Consider the following 19119-nt stretch of genomic DNA (forward strand, 5'->3'; position numbering starts at 1 on the left):
TTGCGGCACGCGGCAAGAGCCGCCAAGATCGGCCTTCCTATCGCCCGAACGCACCCCGTGACCGCTCTTCTGCTCGCCCTCTGGCCCCTGTTTGCCCTGATCGTCGCCGGATATGTCCTGCGACTGCGCGGCTTCCCCGACGACGCCTTCTGGCCGGGCGCCGAGCGGTTGAACTACTTCGTCCTGTTTCCGGCGTTATTGTTCAACAGCCTGGCGACCGCGCCACTGGACAACCCGGCCTTGCCGCGTCTGGGCGCAGCGGTGCTGCTCGCCCTCGGGTTAGCCTGGGGCGTCCTGCTGCTCGGCCGGCGTTTGCGCGGCTGGCCGGCGGCGCGCTTCGGTGCGCTCGCGCAGGGTGCGCTGCGCTTCAACACCTATCTGGGTCTGGCGGCCGTCGGTAGCCTGTTCGGCAAGGACGGCCTGGCGCTGGCGGCGCTGATGCTGGCGCTGATGGTGCCGACGGTAAATGTCATGTCGGTCTGGGCGCTGACCGCCGAACGCGGTATCAGCGCGCGCAGCCTGCTGCTGCCGATCGCGCGCAACCCGTTGATTCTCGCCTGCCTGGCCGGTGCGCTGGTCAACCTGGCCGGTTTCGGCCTGCCCGGCGGCAGTGACCGCCTGCTCGGCCTGCTGGCCGCCGCCAGCCTGCCGCTGGGGCTGCTGTGCGTAGGCGCGGCGCTGAAGCCCAAGGAACTGGGCGGGGAAATTCCGACGCTGGGCTGGAGCAGCGCCGTGCGCCTGCTGGCGGTGCCGTTGCTGGCGTATGGCGTTGCCGCCCTGTTCGCGCTGCCGGCGATGGAAACCACCATCCTCGTACTGTTCTTCGCCCTGCCGACCGCACCGACCGCCTACGTGCTGACTCGCCAGCTCGGCGGCGACAGTCACCTGATGGCCGGCATCATCACCCTGCAGACGCTGCTCGCCGCCGCCAGCCTGCCGCTGGTGCTGACCCTGCTGGAAGGCTGATCAGCGCACCACCTGCCGGCGCAGCAGACGCAGCAGCGCCAGTGCCAGGCCGATGCCCAGCGCGCAGAGCGCCAGCAGCGGCCCGAGATAGCCGAGTGCGTCCTGCAACCAGCCGAGCAGCTGGTGCAGCCAGGCGGTACGTCGCGACGTCGCCACTGCCACATAGCCACCCTGCTCCCAGATCCGATAGGCCGCATGCAGCGGAACCAGCGCCAGCGGCAGCAGGATCAGGCACAGCCAGTAGCCGCTGCGCCGATGCGGTCCCAGCAGCCCCCACGGCAGGTAGGCGGCGCGAATCAGCCCGCCGAAACAGAAGCTGTAGTAGCCGACCATGCCGAGGAACAGCAGATTGACCACACTCGCCTGCTGCCACACGGCGAACAGCGCCAGGCCGCCCAGCCCGAGGCTGACGGCTGCCCAGAGGAGATAAAAAAGCTTTTCCATACGTCCGATTCCGCGTGCGCTGACGAACACGCATCGGAGCAGAAACCCACCCGCGATATCGGCAACCGCTTCACGAAACCGTCGAACCACTGCCGAGAAAACCGCCGCAGCACGCAAGTTGCCCGCTTTTGGCAGACGATCAGAACAGACTGAGCTGACCCTGCGCGCCGCTCGCGCCTTCCGCCGGCTTCGCCGTCGCAGGCGGGTCGGCAGCCAGCCGTTCGGCCAGCCCGGCCGCGCGTTCGGCGCGGGTATTCACGGCCTCGGTCAGCCGCGCCGGCAATGCCCAGATTTCCACCGTGCGCTTGGCGCGGGTGATGCCGGTGTAGAACAGCGCGCGGGTCAGCAACGGGCCGGGCTGTTCGGGTAGCGCCAGCAGCACGTCGCCGAACTCCGAACCCTGGCTCTTGTGCACCGTCATGACGAAGGCGCTGTCGTGGCTCGGCAGGCGCGCCGGGGCGAACGCGCGATGGCCCTCGTCACCCTCGAAGAACACCCGCCAGCCGAATTCGGTCCACAGGCACAGGCCGATGTCGCCGTTGAACAGGCCGAGCGCGTAGTCGTTCTGCCGCACCATCACCGCGCGGCCGGCATACCAGCGCTCACGCACCGGCACACCGGCACGGCGCCGCAGCCGTGCCTCCAGCGCCTCGTTGAGGCCGTTGACGCCGAAGGCGCCTTCGCGCTGCGCGGTGAGTGCGCGGAAATCGTTGAACGCCGCGAACGCCTGTGCCGGATCGCCCTGCTGCGCGGCCTGCAAGTAGGGCCGATAACTCGCCTCCAGGCGCTCGACCAGCGCCGGCGCGGCGGGAGCCGCGTTCCAGCGCAGATCGGCCCGCGCCTCGTCCAGCAACGCCAGCGTGCCGCGCGCGTCGCCGCCGTTGATCCGCCGCGCCAGCTCGCCAATACCGCTGCCACCGGCGAAGCGATGACTGTGCGTCAGCAGCACCACCGCATCGCCGAGGCGCGAGTGCGGTGTCTCGACCGCCACGGCCTGACCGGTGATGCGCTCGAGATCGGCCGCCGCCTCGGCATCGAAGCCTCGCCCTTCGCAGAGTTCGGCGAACACCGCGCCGGCTTCCACGGCGGCGAGTTGGTCCTTGTCACCGAGCAGGATCAGCCGCGCCTTGGGCGGCAGCGCGGCGACCAGCTTGGCCATCAGCGCCAGATCGACCATCGACGCCTCATCCACCACCAGCACGTCGAGCGGCAGCGGATTGGCCGCGTCGTGGCGCACCCGCGGGCTGTCGCCGCGGCTGCCGAGCAGGCGATGCAGGGTGCGCGCTTCGTCCGGCAGCGCCGCCTTGACCGCGTCACTGACCGGCAGCTCGGCCTTGGCGTGGCGGATCGCCTCGGCCATGCGTGCCGCCGCCTTGCCGGTGGGCGCCGCCAGGCCGATGGCCAGCCGCTCGCCGCCGGGCTGTTCGAGCAATGCCGCGAGCAGGCGCACCACGGTGGTGGTCTTGCCGGTGCCGGGGCCGCCGGAGATCACCGCCAACCGCCGGCGTACCGCCTGCGCCGCGGCCAGCCGTTGCCAGTCCGGGCGCTGCTGATTGAAGGCGAACAGCCGCGTCAGGCTCTCGCCGAGCTGCGCTTCATCGACCGGCGACCGATCGCCGGCACGCGCCAGCAACTGTTCGGCCAGCTGCCGCTCGTAGGCCTGGTAACGGGCGAGGTAGAGCCGCTCGCCGTCGAGGATCAGCGGCGCGTAGGCGCCGGGCGCGCCGACCAGCGACGAGGCGCGCAGGCAGGCGCGCCAGTCGGCCAGCGCCGGCAGGCGGATATCGTGCTCCGGCCACGGCCTGCGCCCGGCCAGGCGCGCCAGCGGCAGGCAGACATCGCCTTTGCCCAGCGCCTCGCAGCACAGCGCGGCGGCCAGCAGGACCGGCACCGGCGCCGTCGGCTCGAGGCGCTGCAGGCTGGCGATGAAGGCGCGTTCCAGCGCACCCAGCAGCAGTTGCGCCAGCGTCGCGGCGGTGTCGGCCATCAGTGTCCCTCCTCGAACAGCCGGTCCAGCGCATCGAGCAACGCATCGTCGGGACGGGCGAAATACACCCCGGCCGCGGGCATGCCGCGCAGGAACAGATAGAAGGCGCCGCCCAGCTGCTCGTCGCGGAAATCCGCCAGGCGCTGGCGCAGGAAACGCCGCAGCGCCACCAGGTAGATCAGGTATTGCAGGTAGTAGTGTTCGCCGGCGAGCGCCTGCAACAGCCGCTCGCCGCCGTAGTAGCTGGCGTCCGGGCCGAGCCAGTTGGACTTGTAGTCGGCGATGTACCAGCGCCCGTCATGCTCGAAGGTGAGGTCGATGAAACCCTTGAGAAAGCCGCGCAGGGTGTCGAACTCCAGCCGCGCCGCCGCCTCGCGCAGCGGCGCCGGCAGCCCGCTGGCCGGATCGGCGAGCAGCGCGCGCAGGCGCGTGACGTCGAGCTGGCGCACCGGGAAGGTGAAACCCAGCTCCGGCAGGCGACGGGCGGCGTGCAGGCCGGCCAGCGTCAAGCCGGCGCCGTCGAGATCGGTGGTCAGCACCTGTTGCAGCTGGGCGATGGCGATGTCGCGCCATTCCAGCGGCAGGCCGAAGGCCTGTAGCGCCGGCTCGACCCGCTCGGCCAGCGCGCCCCGGCCACGCGCCCAGTCTTCAAGGATCGCGTGCAAGCAGGTACCGGCACGCGCGCCACGCGGGAAGGCGAAGAAACCGCTGCCCGGCTCGGCCGCGTCCGGCATGACCAGCGCGTCGCGGTCCGGGGCCTCCATATGCAGGCCGGCGGCCAGCCCGGAAAAGCTGCCGATACGCCAGGCGCTGTGCAGGCTGCGCTCAAGGCGCGCCAGCTGTCGCGGCGCAACGGCGCGCAGGCTGTCGGCGGTGCTCGCCTCACGGGTTTCCAGCGGCAGGCAGGCGGTGCTGCCGGCGCTCGCCTGCGTCAGCCGTTCGACCTCGCCGCGCAGGCCGGCGCCGTCCAGCGCAGCCAGATGGTTACCGAGTTCGCCGAGCGCATCCGCGCCGGCCAGCTCGCGGCCGTGTAGCAGCCAGGCCAGGGCACTGCTATGCAGACCTTCATCGGGCAGCTCGCCGTCCTTCTTCGCCTTGGGCAGCGCCACCGGCCCCCAGTGCAGCCACAGCCGATCCCGCGCGCGGGTCAGCGCCACGTAGGCCAGGCGCAGCTGCTCGGCGAACGTCTCGCGGCGCGCGCGCTGCAGATTGTCCGGCAGCTCGGCGCTGCCCAGGTCCAGCAGCGGCCGGCCGTGTTCGTCGTGGCAGCGCGCGCTGTCGAGATTCTTGCCCAGCAGCTTGCCGTCCCAGAGGAACGGGCAGAACACCAGTGGGTACTCCAGGCCCTTGCTGGTGTGGATGGTGACGATCTGCACCCGTTCGGCATCGCTTTCCAGGCGCAGCAGCGCCTCGTCGCCGGCGCCTTCGCCGCCACGCTGGGCGTTGAACCACGCCAGCAGCGGTTCCAGCCCCGGCCGCAGCAGGCTCTCGGCCTGCAGCAGCTCACCCAGGTGCAGCAGGTTGGTCAGCCGGCGCTCGCCGTCGAGGCGCGCCAGCAGCCGCTCGGCCACCGCCTGCTCGTCGAGCCAGGCGCGGAACACACGCATGAAGCCCTGCTGCTGCCAGAGCTGGTGGTAGCGCTCGGCCGCCTCACGCTCGCTGTCCCATTGCTGCTGATCGTCCTGGCAGCGCGCCAGATCGACGGCGCTCCGCCCCAGCAGGCGCGTGGCCAGGGCGTGGCGCAGCAGGCCTTCGCGGCCCGGCTCGGCGTAGGCGGCCAGCACCGCGGCCAGCTCGGCGGCCTCCTCGCTGGCCCAGACGCTGTCGCGCCCGCGGCGCACGCTGGGTACGCCGCGGGCAGCCAGCTGCTCGGCGATCAGCGCGGCCTGCCGGTGGTTGGCCACCAGCACGGCGATGTCGCCGCCCTTGAGCGGGCTGAACTGGCCGTCCTGCTCGAAGCCGGCGCGGCCCTCGGCAGCGGCGGCCAGTTGCCGCGCGATGCGCCGGGCACAGTCGCGGGCGGCGAGTTCGGCCGCCTCCGCCTTGCTCAGCGCATCGTCGCCGAGCCAGACCAGCGCCAGCGGCGCGCCGGCTTCGTCTTCCTGCAGACGCAGGGTGGCGCGTGACTTGTCGGCAGCGGTGACCGGCGGATAGTCCAGCCCGTCCTCGGAGAACGGCCGCGGGCGCGCGAACAAGCGATTCAGCGCATCAATCAGTTGCGGCGTCGAACGGTGGTTCACCGGCAGGTCATAGGCCGGCCGGTCGATCTGCTGGCGGGCCTGCAAATAGGTCGCCAGATCGGCGCCGCGGAAGGCGTAGATCGCCTGCTTGGGGTCGCCGACGAAGCACAGCGAGGCGCCGCTGCCGCGCGCGTAGATGCGATCGAAGATGGCGTACTGGATCGGATCGGTGTCCTGGAATTCGTCGATCAGCGCCAGCGGATACGTGCTGCGCAGCGCCGCAGCCAGGTCCTCGCCCACCGGCCCCTGCAGCGCCTGGTCGAGACGGTTGAGCAGGTCGTCGAAGGCCAGCAGGCGCTGCGCCGCCTTGCGCTCGGGAAGCTCGCGGTTGAGCCGTGCGAGCAGCGCCACCTGCAGCGCGACCAGCCGCTGGCGGCCGGCCGGCAGCGCCTCGGCGAGGTGGTCGGCGAGTTCATCCAGCGCCTGCGCCAACGCGCAGTCGGGGGCGTCGAAGCCCTTCTTGCAGGCCTTGGCCAGCGCCCGCGCGCCGAACTTGAGCAGGCCGTCCGGGGCGTCGTAGAGCGCCGCCGGATCGGCGAACCAGGCGTCCAGTTCGCTGCGCCAGAGCGGGAATTTCAGCGCCTTGTGGGTGCTCTGGCTCAGCCCGCGATGGGCGTCGAGTTCCTCCACCCAGGCGTTGCCGTTCTGCTGCCAGAGCGTCGCGGCGCGCTGCCAGGCGGCCTCGACGGCGCGGCTGTCAGCAGGCGCCGGCGGCTCGTGCGGCTCGACCCGCAGGTACGGCTTGCCCAGGTGCGCGCGCAGGCGCTGGCGCAGCCATTGCGGGGTGATCTTCTGCTTGGCCAGCAGGCGCGCCCAGGCCGGATCGGCGGCGGCCAGCTCGCCGCGCCAGGCATCGGCCAGCAGCGCGTCGATCAGTTCGCGGTCGTCGGCAGTGAGTTCGCTGTCGAAGTCGCCGCCGGCCTCGAACGCGGCATCCTGCAGCGCACGCTGGCAGAAGCCGTGGATGGTGAACACCGCAGCCTCGTCGAAGCCGTGCACGGCGAGCAGCAGGCGCCGGCGCGAGGCGTCGTCGGGGAAGCGCGCGTGCAGGCGGTTGAGGAAGTCGTCGTCGCTCGGCGTGCCGTCATAGACCGCCAGCAGCGTGGCCAGCCGCGCGCGGATGCGCTCGCGCAACTCGGCGGTGGCGGCGGTGGTGTAGGTGACCACCAGGATCTGCCCCACCGACAGCTGGCGCTCCAGCAGCAGGCGGGCGTAGAGCGCGGTGAGCGTCCAGGTCTTGCCGGTGCCGGCGCTGGCCTCGATCAGCGAGCGGCCGTCGAAGGGCGAATCGAGCAGGTCCAGGCTCATGCGTCTTGCTCCTCGTCCGGGGCCAGGGCATCCAGCGCCGGGCCGATCAGCTGCTCGGCCAGCGCCTCGAAACGCGCGTCCAGCGGATCGCGGTCGCGGAAGGCCAGCGCGTTCCAGGGGTCTTCGCACTCGCCGGCGATGGGGCTGAACTCGGCGCCCAGCCACGCCTCACGGGCACGCTTGCGCGCCGTTTCGATGGGTTCGCTGCCGCGTGCCGGGTTGCGATAGCCGCGGGCGAAGGCGTGGCTGCTACGCGCCAGCAGCGGCAGCGGCTCGCGGATCGCGCTGCGATAGGCGGCGAGCCAGGGTTCGAGCAATGCGGCGGCGTTTGCCAGCGGCCCCAGCTGCCAGTCGCCGGCCGGCGAGAGCAGCAGGCTGCGGCGCTCGATAGCCGGCGTGGCGGCCAGGTTGAGCAGCAGGTGGCGCAGCCAGAACGGCGCCAGGTCCCATTCGCCAAGGCGGCCGAGCTTCCAGCCGAACAGCCCACTCGGCGTCACGCCGTCCAGCCAGCCGTGGATGCGCACGCCGGCGAGGGTGATGTCGATCGCCAGCGGCTCGGGTACGGCCTGCGGGCGCTGCTCGAACAACCGCGGGGCGAAGGCGCGGACCGGCCCGCGCAGCCGCCCCCACAGCGCCTGGCCGAGTTCGCCGGGCGGCAGCCAACCGGCGGCGCTGGCCAGCCGACGCTCGTCGCGGTCGCTCCAACCGTGCTCGACGGCCTGCAACGACAGCTGACGCAGGCCATTCCAGGCGGGCAGCTCCAGCTCGAACGGCTCGTCGCTGGCCAGCGCTTGCTGGGCCTCGGCCAGGCGCAGGCCGAGGCGCTGCTCGAGCAGAAAGCGCGGCGGGTGGCGAAAGCACTGCAACAGCTGCGACGGCTCGATGGTGAGCCAGGCGGCGTCCGGCTCGGCGAGCAGGCTGGCGAACGGCACCACGTCCCGTGCGGGTGCCGCCAGTGCCTGGGCGGCGCGGAACCAGGCGGCGGCAAAGCCGGCATGCGCGCCGCCGGCAAAGTTGCCCGGGGCGAAGGGCTGCAGCGGATGGGCGATGACGATCCGCGCGCTGGGCTTGCCGCCGTCGGCCAGCACCGCGGTGAGGTCGACTGCCTCCAGCACCTCGCTGAGCAGCACCGAAGGCGGCAGCTCGGCATTGTCGCGCGGGTCGCGGCCGACGTAGGACAGGTACAGCGCCTCACGTGCCGAGAGCAGGGTTTCCAGCAGCAGGTAGCGGTCGTCCAGGCGCCGTGCACGGTCACCGCGGCGCGGATGGCGGGCAATCAGGTCGAAGCCGGCCGGCGGATTGCGCCGCGGGAAGGCACCGTCGTCGAGACCGAGCAGGCAGACCAGGCGGAACGGCAGGCTGCGCATCGGCACCATGGTGCAGAAGGTCACCGCGCCGGTGAGAAAGCCCGCCGCCCCGCCTCCCTGCTGCAGCGCCGCGCTGAGCTGTTGATGTACCAGCTCCACCTCGATCGGCCGGGCCAGGTCCGCCGCCTGCGCCTGCTCGCGCAGCGCCGCGCAGGCCTGCGACAGCAGCAACAGGGTATCGCCGGCCTCGCGCTCATCGAACAGCTCGTCGAGCAGCAGCTGCAGATCGTCGGCCCATTGCGCCAGCGATCGCGGGCGGGCGAGCCGGTCGGCCAGCTCGCCGAGGCGCTCGACGAATGCCACCAGCCGCCCGAGCAGCTGGCCGCGCGCGCCTTCCAGGGCATCCAGCGGCCAGTGCTCGCCGAGCAGTGGCGCGGCGTCGCCGGCCAGTTGCGGCGGCGCGGCAAAACCCAGCAGCAGGCGATCCAGCCCCTGGCGCCAGGTGAATGCGGCCTCGTCCGGCAGGCCGAGCGCGGCGCGCTGGCCGGCATCGCGGCCCCAGCGCACGCCGGCGTCACGCAACCAGTCGCGCAGCAGCGGCAGGTCTTCGTTGTCGATACCGGCGCGGCGGGCGATGGCCGGCTGCTCCAGCCAGGCAAGGACTTCCTCGGCGGTAAAGCGGCTCTGCGCCAGCAGCAGCAACTGCAGGAACGCCTCGATCAGCGGTACCTCGGCGCGCAGGCTGCGGTCGGCCAGGCTGTAGGGAATGCGCGGCACACCCTCGCGGGCGGCGAATACCGCCTCGATGAACGGCGCGTAACGCTCGATATCCGGCGTCAGCACCACCACCTGATCGGGGCTCAGCGCCGGGTCGGCGGCAAAGCGCGCCAGCAGCTGGTCATGGAGGATTTCCACCTCGCGCAGCGGTGAATGCGCAACGTGCACTTCCAGCGAACGGTCGTCGGCGGCCAGCGCCATGCGCTCCTCCGGCCGGCGCGTGCGCAGGCGCAGGATGTCGTGCTGCAGCGCGTGCAGCAGGCTGTCGTCACGCAGGTCCGCGTCCTCGGAGTACAGGCCGAACTCCGCGCCGTCGAGGGCGAACAGCGCATCGAAGAAGTCGCGGCCCTGCTTGCCGAGGCTGGCCAGCAGCGGGTGGCCGACGTCGAGGTACCAGTCGTCCGCAGCGCTTTCGGGCCGACGCGCCAGCTCGCGGATATCGCGGATCTCGCCCCAGGCCTCGCGGCTCGGGTTGAGCGCGCAGACCACCACGTCGATGTGCCGCGCCAGGCCGTCGAGCACGCGCAGGTGATGCGGCGGCAGGCTGCTGATGCCGAACACCAGCAACCGCTCGGGCAGTCCCGCCAGCGGCTCGTCGCGGTACAGCCGCTGCAGCAGGTCGCCGAGCAGACGTGCGCGGTGCGGGTGGCCGTTCTTGGTCAGTTCGCGCCAGAGCAGCGCCTGCCAGCTTTCATCGGCGCCGAGGTCGAGGGTTTCGCCGCGTTCCCAGGCGGCCAGCCAGTCGTCGCGGTAGAGCAGGTACTGGTCGAAGGTATCGGCGATCTTCGCCGCCAGGCTCAGCCGCCGGCGCTCGTCGCCACCCTCCAGGTACTGCGCCAGGCGGGGCGCCAACTGCAGATTGGCCGGCTCGCACAGCCAGCCGTACAGCCGCCAGGTCAGCGTCGACGGGGCGAACGCCGACTGCTCCGGCAAGCTGCCGAGCACCGTGCGGCTGAGGTCCCAGACGAAGGCGGCCGGTAGCTGCAGGTCGAGCTGCATGGCAATGCCCTGCTTGCGCGCCAGCTCCAGGGTCAGCCAGCGGCCCATGCCCTGGCTCGGCACCACGATCCGCGCTGGGGCGAACGGGTCGGCCAGCGGCTGGGCGAGCAGCGTGGTGGCCAGTTCGCCGAGGGTTTCCAGATCGGGGGCGTGGTAGAGGTTGAGCATGCGCGCACCACAGCAAGGTCGAGCGGGCAAGGTTACAGGCCACCCGCGCGAGTGGCGAGCCGGCCGGGCGCCGCGGCATGGCGTCGCAAGAGGTCGGCGGCGGGGGTTTTCTACTCCTTTCGCCTGCCACTTCCTGTTCCGACGACCAATATCATTTCCGCCGACGAACCCTAGGATGGGGTGCGATGGGGCGATCGAATACCGCCCATTACCCGCCAGGAGTCACCCATGAATCGCACGCACACTCTGCTCATGCTGTCTCTCACTGCCGCCCTGGGTGTCATGCCGCTGGCGCATGCCGCCACGCCCGCTGCACCGGCGACGGCCGTCGGCTCGCTGGAGCGCGCACAGGCCAAGCAGGCCAAGGCGCTGCTCGACAACGCCGCGCTCTACCTGCAGGCCAACGGCCCGGAACAGGCGCTGGCCGCGTTCAACGACCGAGATGGCGCCTTCGCCAAGGGCCAGTACTACATCTTCGTGCTCGGCACCGACGGCACCATGCGCGCCAGCGCCGGCACCTCGGCCAGCCTGGTCGGGCTGAACGTGCGCGACCTGAAGGACGCCAGCGGCAAGCCCTTCATCAACGACATCCTCGAAGCGGCCAAGCGTGACGACAGCGGCGCGGTGGCCTACCACTGGCTGAACCCGGCCGACAACAAGGTGGAGAACAAGCTCAGCCAGTTCCGCAAGGTCGGCGAGAACATCCTCTGCGTCGGCTACTACATCCCGCGCGCGACGGCGGAACAGGCCCAGGCGCTGCTGGACAAGGCGGTGGCACGACTGCGCGAAGTCGGCGGCGAGACGGCCTATCGCCAGTTCAACGAGCGCAACGGCGAATTCTTCGTCAACGACGAGTATGTGTTCGTCATCGGCCTGGAAGACGGCAAGTACCGCGCCAGCGGCGGTTCGCCGAACCTGGTCGGCGTCGACGTGCGCGCGGTGAACGACGCCGCCGGCAAGCCGCTGTTCCGCGAGATGATCGAGCTGGCCCGCAAGGACGGCACCGGCACGGTGGAATACGTCTGGCGCAACCCGGTGACCAATGCCGTGGAGCACAAGCGCACGCTGATCCAGCGGGTCGACGACGTGCTGCTCGGCGTGGGCTACTACACCCCGCGCTGACCGCACGGCTCTGCCTATCAGCCGGGCTGGCTGATCTGCGGTCTGTCAGCCCGCCCTCCTCCAGAAAGACCACTTCCCAACAAAAAACCCCAGCCATGCTCACGCATGGCTGGGGTCAGGCGATGCCGGCAAGCGCTTCGCTCAGCGCGTCTGACGGCGGCGCTGCAGCCAGACCACCAGGCCGAACAGCAGCAAGCCCGGCAGCCACATCAGCTCCTTCGGCCAGCGCTCGGTCGGTGCGCGCACCGTGAGGATCTCCTGGTCGAATTCCAGACCCGCCTCGGCGGCCAGACTGCCGAAGGTCACGCTGTCGACCAGCACCTTGCCGTCTTCCTCGTAGGTCATCAGGCCGATCTTCTCCAGCTTCTGCGCACCGGATGCAGCGTCCGGCACCGGCAGCAGCACGGCGAACTCGCGCGCATCACCCACCGCGTCCTCGCCGCGGATGCGCAGGCGCAGCTGGCTGTCCGGCTGCACCGCGTCGAGCGCCTCGACCAGCTGAGCCGGCGGAATGTCGCGGTACGGGTCGTGCACCATGTCCATCCAGAATCCCGGGCGGAACAGGGTGAACGCCACCAGCAGCAGCAGCACGTTCTCGTACCAGCGGCTGCGCACCAGGAAGAAGCCCTGGGTACCGGCGGCGAACAGCAGCATGGCCACCGTCGCCACCATGAAGATCAGCACGCCATGCCAGAAGCTCACGTCGATCAGCAGCAGGTCGGTGTTGAAGATGAACAGGAACGGCAGCGCCGCGGTACGCAGGCTGTAGTAGAACGCCGCGATACCGGTCTTGATCGGATCGCCCTTGGACACCGCTGCGGCGGCGAACGAGGCCAGTCCCACCGGCGGGGTGACGTCGGCCATGATGCCGAAGTAGAAGACGAACAGGTGCACCGCGATCAGCGGCACGATCAGGCCGTTCTGCTGCCCCAGCGAGACGATCACCGGCGCCAGCAGGCTGGACACGACGATGTAGTTGGCGGTGGTCGGCAGGCCCATGCCGAGGATCAGGCTGAACACCGCGGTCAGCATCAGCATCAGCAGCAGGTTGCCCATCGACAGCACTTCCACCACGTCGGCCAGTACCAGCCCGACGCCGGTCTGCGACACCGCGCCGACGATGATGCCCGCCGCTGCGGTGGCGATGCCGATGCCGATCATGTTGCGCGCACCGGCGATCATGCCCTCGCGCAGGTCGATCAACCCGTCCTTCGCCGTGCCGTGGGTCGCGCCGCCGTCGCCGCGCATCCAGGAGAGCAGCGGACGCTGGGTCAGCAGGATGATCACCAGCATCACCGAACCCCAGAACGCCGAGAGGCCGGGTGACAGCCGCTCGACCATCAGGCACCAGACCAGCACCACCACCGGCAGCAGGAAGTGCAGACCGGAGAGCAGCACGGCACGGGTGTTGGGCAGTTCATCGAGGGGCTTGTCCGGGTCTTCGGCCGGCAGCGGCGGATTGCTCGCGGCAATCTTCAGCAGTGCCAGGTAGGCCAGCGCCAGCAGCACCGAGATGCCCGGCAGCGCGTAGTCGCCAAGCACCGGCTTGAGCCAGCCGAGGCCGTAGTACACCGCCAGCGACAGCCCGGACACCAGTGCCGCGCCGAAGGCGAAGCCGGTCAGGCGGCGCAGCCAGGGCTTGGGCTGGTGGTTGCCGATCGGCTGCATGCCCTGCTTGAGCGCTTCCAGATGCACGATGTAGAGCAGCGCGATGTAGGAAATGGTCGCCGGCAGGAAGGCGTGCTTGATGATCTCGACGTACGACATGCCGACGTACTCGACCATCAGGAACGCCGCGGCGCCCATCACCGGCGGCATGATCTGGCCGTTGACCGACGAGGCCACTTCCACCGCGCCGGCCTTCTCCTTGGAAAAGCCGACCTTCTTCATCATCGGAATCGTGAAGGTGCCGGTGGTCACCACGTTGGCGATCGATGAGCCGGAGATCATCCCGGTCAGCGCCGAGGACACCACCGCGGCCTTAGCCGGGCCGCCGCGCATGTGGCCGAGCAGGCTGAACGCCAGCTGGATGAAGTAATGCCCGGCGCCGGCCCGTTCGAGCAGCGCGCCGAACAGCACGAAGAGGAAGACGAAGCTGGTGGAAACGCCGACGGCGATGCCGAACACACCTTCGGTGGTGATCCACTGGTGGTTGGCCATCGCGGTGAAGCTGACCCCGCGATGCGCCAGCAGCCCCGGCATCCATGGGCCGGCCAGGCTGTAGAGGATGAACACCAGGGCGATGATCGCCAGCGGCGGGCCGAGCGCCCGGCGGGTGGCTTCCAGCAGCAGCGGAATGCCGACGCAGGCGGTGATCAGGTCCAGCGTGGTGAGGTTGCCCGGCCGCTGCGCCAGCTGCTCGTAGAAGATGAACAGGTATGCGGCGCTGGCCGCGGCCACCAGCCCGAAGGCGATGTCCAGCAGCGGTACGCGATCGCGCGGCGAGCGCTTGAACGCCGGATAGGCGAGGAAGGCCAGCAGCAGCGCGAACGCCAGGTGGATCGAGCGGGTCTCGGTGTCGTTGAGCACGCCGATGCGGAAGATGAACGGCAGCGGCGAGGCGATCCACAGCTGGAACAGCGACCAGGCCAGCGCCAGCCCGGCGATGATCTGCGCCATCGCACCTTCGGGCAGGCGCGCACCGACGTCCTGGGCGATCAACTCCTCGGTGGACAGTTGTTTGTCTTGCATGAAATGAGGCCTGTTTTTTCAGGTGACGGAAACCACGAAAACCCGTGACCGAGCGGTGCACGGGTTTTCCGACTGAGCGAGGCAGGGGCAGGCGACCGCCGGAGCGGCCGCGCGACCCTTACATCCAGCCGCGTTCCTTGTAGTAGCGCTCGGCACCTTCATGCAGCGGCGCGCTCAGGCCGACCTTGATCATCTCCTCCGGCTTGAGGTCCTTGAACGCCGGGTGCAGGCGCTGGAAGCGCTCGATGTTGTCGAACACCGACTTGACCAGCTGGTAGACCACTTCGGCATCGACCTTGGCCGTGGTCGAGAGCACGGCCTTGCCGCCGATGGACGGCGTCGGCGCATCGCTGCCCTTGTAGATCCCGCCGGGGATCTCGGCCTTGGTGTAATAGCTCTTGGCGGCCAGCAGCTTGTCGATTTCCGGGCCGGTGATCGGTACCAGCACGGCGTCGACGGTGGTGGTGGCTTCCTGGATGGCGCCGTTGGGATGGCCGACGAAGTAGGTCATCGCGTCGATGTTGTTGTCGCCCAGCGCGCTGGCCTGCTCGGCCGGCTTCAGCTCGGCCGCCAGGGCGAACACCGACTTGTCCCAGCCCTTGACCTGCATGATCTCCTCGAGGGTGTCACGCTGGCCGGAGCCCGGGTTGCCGATGTTGACGCGCTTGCCCTTGAGGTCATCCAGGCCCTTGATGTTGGCATCGCGGCGCGCCAGCACGGTGAAGACCTCGCTCTGCAGCGAGAACACGGCGCGGATGTCATCCATCTTGCCTTCCTTCTCGAAGGGCGCGACACCTTCCATCGCCTTGTACTGGTGGTCGGACTGCATGATGCCGAAGTTGAATTCGCCGGTCCGCAGGCCGTTGACGTTGGCCACGCCGCCGCCGCTGGCCGGCGCGTTGCACTTGATGTTCTCGGCGTTACGGTTGACGAAGCGGCAGATCGACTGCCCCGCCACGTAGTAGACGCCGGTCTGGCCGCCGGTGCCGATGGTGACGAATTTCTCCTGGGCCTGTGCTGTGCCACCCAGGCCGCTACCCGCCAACGCGACGGTAAAGATCCATGCCAAGGATTTGCCTTTCATGGATGAACTCCTTTTGGTTGTTTTTGATGACCCGGCAGCCCTCTTGAGCCTGCCCGGAAGCCGGGAGTCTAGCAGGACCGGTTCGACTGCGCGGCCGGTACGCCGGAACACGGGCGCGAGTCCGCCTTTCATGGACTGCGCCGCCGCGAAAGCGTTTCCGCGGCGGCATCAACAAGCCGCTAGCAGCAACGACGCAATGCTGGCACACTGCCATACAAGTGTCATGAAACTGGCATAGAGTCCGCCGCAGCCGTCACTGGCGGTCCATCACGAGATGCTGCCGATCCTCCGATCAGAGCCGCACCACCACCCGCCTCGCGAAATCGTCACTCTGTTCCCACGGAAGAGATTCGCCCACATGCGAACCAACCTGCCTGTCACCGGCCGTGAAGTCAGCGTCCGCGAAAACGCCAACATCCTCTCCACCACCAACCTCAAAGGCCAGATCACCTACGCCAACGCGGATTTCATCGAGATCTGCGGCTACAGCGAGGCCGAACTGCTCGGCCAGCCACACAACCTGATCCGCCACCCGGACATGCCGCCGGCCGCCTACGCGGACATGTGGAGCACGCTGCAGGCCGGCCGGCCATGGATGGGGCTGGTCAAGAACCGCTGCAAGAACGGCGATCACTACTGGATCGACGCCTACGCCATGCCGATCAGCCGTGACGGCAAGGTGGTCGAGTACCAGTCCGTGCGCACCAAGGCGCAGCCCGAACAGATTCGCGCCGCCGAGGCGCTTTACGCCCGCGCCGGCACGCCCGGCGGTCTGGCGCAAAGCCGTTGGCGGCCCGGCTTCCAGGCCCGCGTCGCACTGTGCGCCGGCCTCGGCAGCCTGTTCGGCGCAGGGGCGACGGCGCTGCTCGCCGGCCTGACATGGCCGCTGGCCCTGCTCGCCGGCGCTGCCGGTGGGTTCGCCGCCGCGCTGCTCAGCCTGCTGGCGCTGGCGCCCCTGCGCACGCTGCGCAGCCAGGCGCGGCGCATCGGTTACAACCCGCTGAGCCAGCTGATCTACACCGGACGCAGCGATGAACTGGGCGAGATCGCCTTCGCCCTGCGCATGCTCGAAGCCGAGGCCGGCGCCGTGGTCGGCCGTATCGCCGACTCCAGCCGGCAGATCAGCGAACATGCCCACGAACTTGCCGACGCCCTGCAGGAAAGCACCGCCAGCGCGGCCTCCCAGCAACAGCAGACCGACCTCGTGGCGACCGCCATCGACCAGATGGTCGCCAGCGTGCGCGAGGTTGCCGCGAGCACCCAGCGCACGGCGCAGGCGGCGGCACTCGCCGATGACGATGCCGCCAATGGCCGTGGCATGGTCGGCGAGACCGGCAGCAGCATTGCTCGCCTGGCCGGCGAGATTCAGCGCGCCGCCGAGGTGATCCAGCTGCTCGAAGGCCACAGTCAGGACATCAGCCGAATGCTCGAAGTGATCCGCAGCATCGCCGAGCAGACCAACCTGCTGGCGCTCAACGCTGCCATCGAGGCGGCGCGCGCCGGCGAGCAGGGACGCGGCTTCGCGGTGGTGGCCGACGAAGTGCGCGGCCTGGCCTCGCGCACCGCCGAGGCCACCGCGGAGATCCAGGGCATTATCGGTACGCTGCAGGCCGGCTCGCGCGAGGCGGTAGAGGTCATGCAGCGCAGCCGCGAGCAGGCGCAGATCAGCGTCGACCGCGCCGAGCACGCCGAACGTTCGCTGCGCGACATCAACGATCAGGTCACCGACATCAGCGGCATGAGCACGCAGATCGCCGCCGCGGTCGACCAGCAGAGCGCCGCCGCCGCGCAGATCAACCAGAGCATCGTCAGCATCCGCGCCGGCGCCGAGCGTCACGCGGTGGCCGGGCTGCAGAGCCAGCAGAGCGCCGCCGGCGTCGCCGGCCTGGTGGTCGGCATGCAGCAGCTGGCGCAGCAGTTCTGGAGCCGCCGCCGCGCTTGAAAGGCGTGTCTTGACTAGGCCGCGCCGGGGAAGCGTACCCGCACCAGCAGACCGCCGAGCCGGCCCTGATCCAGGCTGATCTCGGCGCGATGGGCACGCACGATCTCGCCGACGATGGCCAGCCCGAGGCCGGCGCCGTGCCCACCGGTATCGCGGCGGTAGAAGCGCGCAAACACCCGCTCGCGCTCGTCGGCGGGAATACCCGGGCCGTCGTCCTCCACCTCCAGCACGGCGCCGGCGAGCACCCGCAGCACCACATTGCCGCCCTCGACAGTGTGTGCCAGCGCGTTGTCCAGCAGGTTGCTCAGCAGCTCGCTGATCAGCGTCGGCTCGCCGTCGATCCATACCGGCGCCTCGGCCTCCAGCGCCAGGGCGACACCGCGCTTATGCGCCAGCGCCGCCAAGGCCAGCCCCAGCTCGCGGGCCAGTTGCGACAGGTCCAGGCGCTGCGCGCCCCCCTCGGCGATGGACTGCGCACCGCTCTCGATGCGCGCCAGCGAGAGCAGCTGGTTGGCCAGGTGGATGAGCTTGTCGGTGCTCTGCCCGGCGTCTTCCAGGGTGTTGCGCCAGACACTCGGCTGCGCCGCGCGCAGGCCCAGTTCGATGCGCGCCTTGAGCGCCGCCAGCGGCGTGCGCAGCTCGTGGGAGGCATCGGCGATGAAGCGCGCCTGGCGCTCGAACTGCCCGCGCAGGCGCTCGGTGAACTGATTGAGCGCGCCCACCAGCGGCTTCAACTCGCGTTGCACGTCGACCAGCGGCAACGGCCGCAGATCATCCGGGGCGCGCTCCTGCACCGCCTCGCTGAGCCGAGCCAGCGGGCGCAGCGCGGCGCTGACCGCCAGCCACACCAGCAACAGCGCGGCCAGCGCCAGCAAGCCCAGGCGCCACAGCGTATCGTTCAACAGGCTGCGCGCCATGCGCTCGCGGGCGCCCAGGGTCTCGGCCACGCGAATTTCGGCGATGCCGTTCAGCTCAGGCTCGCTGACCGGCTGCAGCAGGCTGACCAGGCGCACGCCCTGGCCCTGGAACTCGCCGTCATAGAAGCGCGCCAGCGCCGGGTAGTCGTCGGTGCGACGGACCTCGGCGCCCGGCGCGGGCAGCTGTTCGTAGCCACTGACCAGACGCCCTTCGGTGTCCAGCACCTGGTAATAGATACGCCCCGCGCTGTCGTAGGCGAAGGTGTCCAGCGCGATGTACGGCACGTTGGCGCGCAGCCTACCGTCGTTGGCCACCAGCCCATCGGCGATGGCCCGGGCGGAGGCCAGCAGGGTGCGGTCGTAGGCGATGTCGGCGGCGGCGCGGCCGTTCCAGTAGGCACTCCAGGCCCCGTACAGCAGCAGCGGCGTGAGCAGGATGGTCAGCCGCAGCAGCAGCCGTGCACGCAGACTGCCGGCCGTCCCGCGCTCAGCCATCGAGCGCCTCGAGCATATAGCCCAGCCCGCGGAAGGTGACGATGCGTACCGGCCGTCCTTCGAGCTTCTTGCGCAGGCGATGGATGTATATCTCGATGGCATCGGCGCTGGCGTCCTCGTCGAGGCCGAACACCTGCGCGGCCAGCTGATCCTTGCTCATCACCCGGCCGGGACGGGCGATCAGCGCCTCCAGCACCGCCTGTTCGCGGGAAGTCAGGCTCAGCGGCTCGCCGGCGAGGCTGAACCGCCGCGCATCCAGATCGTGGACCAGCACGCCGCAGCGCTGCTGGCGCTCACCGCCGCCGACGCTGCGCCGCAGCAGCGCCTTGACCCGCGCCTCCAGCTCGGACAGCTCGAAGGGCTTGGCCAGGTAGTCGTCGGCACCGAGGTTGAGGCCGTGCACGCGGTCGCTGACCTCGCCACGCGCGGTGAGCATCAGCACCGGCAGGGTCTTGCCGCGCTCGCGCAGGCGCGCCAGCACGCCGAAGCCGTCCAGTCGCGGCAGGCCGACGTCGAGGATCGCCAGCGCATAGTCCTCGCTGGCCAGCGCCAGGTCGGCGGCGATGCCGTCGGCGAGCAGGTCCACCGTCCAGCCGGCGGCGCGCAGGGCCTGCGTCACGCTCTCGGCCAGCGGCGGGTGGTCCTCGACCAGGAGAATGCGCATTGCCTGTC

At 70.1% G+C, this 19119-nt stretch carries 11 protein-coding genes; 3 read left to right on the forward strand and 8 right to left on the reverse strand.

Annotation, left to right across the window (positions count from 1 at the left end; genetic code table 11):
- The first annotated feature begins 27 nt into the window (after positions 1-27).
- A complete protein-coding gene (locus tag HU825_RS03900) occupies positions 28-966 on the forward strand; it encodes an AEC family transporter (RefSeq protein ID WP_193749388.1) in 939 nt (312 codons plus the stop codon).
- Here HU825_RS03900 and HU825_RS03905 read toward each other — a convergent pair whose 3' ends face one another.
- The 4 genes from HU825_RS03905 to recC all read right to left on the reverse strand — a co-directional run bounded on the left by HU825_RS03905 (position 967) and on the right by recC (position 10196).
- The gene (locus tag HU825_RS03905) at positions 967-1410 is read right to left on the reverse strand and encodes a hypothetical protein (RefSeq protein ID WP_077682263.1); all 444 of its coding nucleotides are present in this window, start codon (positions 1408-1410) and stop codon (positions 967-969) included.
- A 139-nt stretch (positions 1411-1549) separates the two neighbouring features.
- A complete protein-coding gene (recD, locus tag HU825_RS03910; RefSeq protein ID WP_234302951.1) occupies positions 1550-3397 on the reverse strand; it encodes an exodeoxyribonuclease V subunit alpha in 1848 nt (615 codons plus the stop codon).
- Positions 3397-6945, reverse strand: coding sequence for an exodeoxyribonuclease V subunit beta (gene recB / locus HU825_RS03915; RefSeq protein ID WP_234302952.1), 3549 nt, complete (start codon positions 6943-6945; stop codon positions 3397-3399). Before recB ends, recD begins: the two co-directional genes overlap by 1 nt.
- On the reverse strand, positions 6942-10196 hold the full coding sequence (gene recC, locus HU825_RS03920) for an exodeoxyribonuclease V subunit gamma (RefSeq protein WP_234302953.1): 3255 nt from the start codon (positions 10194-10196) through the stop codon (positions 6942-6944). Before recC ends, recB begins: the two co-directional genes overlap by 4 nt.
- A gap of 228 nt (positions 10197-10424) precedes the next feature.
- Between recC and HU825_RS03925 the strand changes: the two genes are divergently transcribed.
- Positions 10425-11318, forward strand: coding sequence for a cache domain-containing protein (locus tag HU825_RS03925; RefSeq protein WP_054093950.1), 894 nt, complete (start codon positions 10425-10427; stop codon positions 11316-11318).
- A gap of 141 nt (positions 11319-11459) precedes the next feature.
- Here the strand turns inward: HU825_RS03925 and HU825_RS03930 are convergent, their stop codons facing one another.
- Together HU825_RS03930 and HU825_RS03935 are read right to left on the reverse strand one after the other, a co-directional pair.
- Positions 11460-14009: a TRAP transporter permease gene (locus tag HU825_RS03930; RefSeq protein WP_234302954.1), complete on the reverse strand. Its 2550-nt coding sequence runs from the start codon at positions 14007-14009 to the stop codon at positions 11460-11462.
- Between the two features lie 118 nt (positions 14010-14127).
- Positions 14128-15093, reverse strand: a complete 966-nt coding sequence (locus HU825_RS03935) for a TAXI family TRAP transporter solute-binding subunit (RefSeq protein WP_054093948.1) — start codon at positions 15091-15093, stop codon at positions 14128-14130.
- Between the two features lie 358 nt (positions 15094-15451).
- Between HU825_RS03935 and HU825_RS03940 the strand changes: the two genes are divergently transcribed.
- Positions 15452-17035, forward strand: coding sequence for a methyl-accepting chemotaxis protein (locus tag HU825_RS03940; RefSeq protein ID WP_234302955.1), 1584 nt, complete (start codon positions 15452-15454; stop codon positions 17033-17035).
- A gap of 14 nt (positions 17036-17049) precedes the next feature.
- Here the strand turns inward: HU825_RS03940 and HU825_RS03945 are convergent, their stop codons facing one another.
- Positions 17050-18447 carry a sensor histidine kinase gene (locus HU825_RS03945; RefSeq protein WP_234302956.1) on the reverse strand — a complete coding sequence of 466 codons (1398 nt, stop codon included), beginning with the start codon at positions 18445-18447 and terminating at the stop codon, positions 17050-17052.
- Positions 18440-19111, reverse strand: coding sequence for a response regulator (locus HU825_RS03950; protein WP_043295279.1), 672 nt, complete (start codon positions 19109-19111; stop codon positions 18440-18442). Before HU825_RS03950 ends, HU825_RS03945 begins: the two co-directional genes overlap by 8 nt.
- Positions 19112-19119: the final 8 nt, after the last annotated feature.

The sequence above is a fragment of the Pseudomonas phenolilytica genome (assembly GCF_021432765.1).
GTDB lineage: Bacteria > Pseudomonadota > Gammaproteobacteria > Pseudomonadales > Pseudomonadaceae > Stutzerimonas > Stutzerimonas phenolilytica.

Excerpts from the sequence above, each read along its gene's own strand:
- recD (WP_234302951.1), bottom strand. The coding sequence starts at position 3,397 with ATGGCCGACACCGCCGCGACGCTGGCGCAACTGCTGCTGGGTGCGCTG.
- HU825_RS03930 (WP_234302954.1), bottom strand. The coding sequence starts at position 14,009 with ATGCAAGACAAACAACTGTCCACCGAGGAGTTGATCGCCCAGGACGTC.
- recC (WP_234302953.1), bottom strand. The coding sequence starts at position 10,196 with ATGCTCAACCTCTACCACGCCCCCGATCTGGAAACCCTCGGCGAACTG.
- recB (WP_234302952.1), bottom strand. The coding sequence starts at position 6,945 with ATGAGCCTGGACCTGCTCGATTCGCCCTTCGACGGCCGCTCGCTGATC.
- HU825_RS03905 (WP_077682263.1), bottom strand. The coding sequence starts at position 1,410 with ATGGAAAAGCTTTTTTATCTCCTCTGGGCAGCCGTCAGCCTCGGGCTG.
- HU825_RS03945 (WP_234302956.1), bottom strand. The coding sequence starts at position 18,447 with ATGGCTGAGCGCGGGACGGCCGGCAGTCTGCGTGCACGGCTGCTGCTG.
- HU825_RS03925 (WP_054093950.1), top strand. The coding sequence starts at position 10,425 with ATGAATCGCACGCACACTCTGCTCATGCTGTCTCTCACTGCCGCCCTG.
- HU825_RS03935 (WP_054093948.1), bottom strand. The coding sequence starts at position 15,093 with ATGAAAGGCAAATCCTTGGCATGGATCTTTACCGTCGCGTTGGCGGGT.
- HU825_RS03950 (WP_043295279.1), bottom strand. The coding sequence starts at position 19,111 with ATGCGCATTCTCCTGGTCGAGGACCACCCGCCGCTGGCCGAGAGCGTG.
- HU825_RS03940 (WP_234302955.1), top strand. The coding sequence starts at position 15,452 with ATGCGAACCAACCTGCCTGTCACCGGCCGTGAAGTCAGCGTCCGCGAA.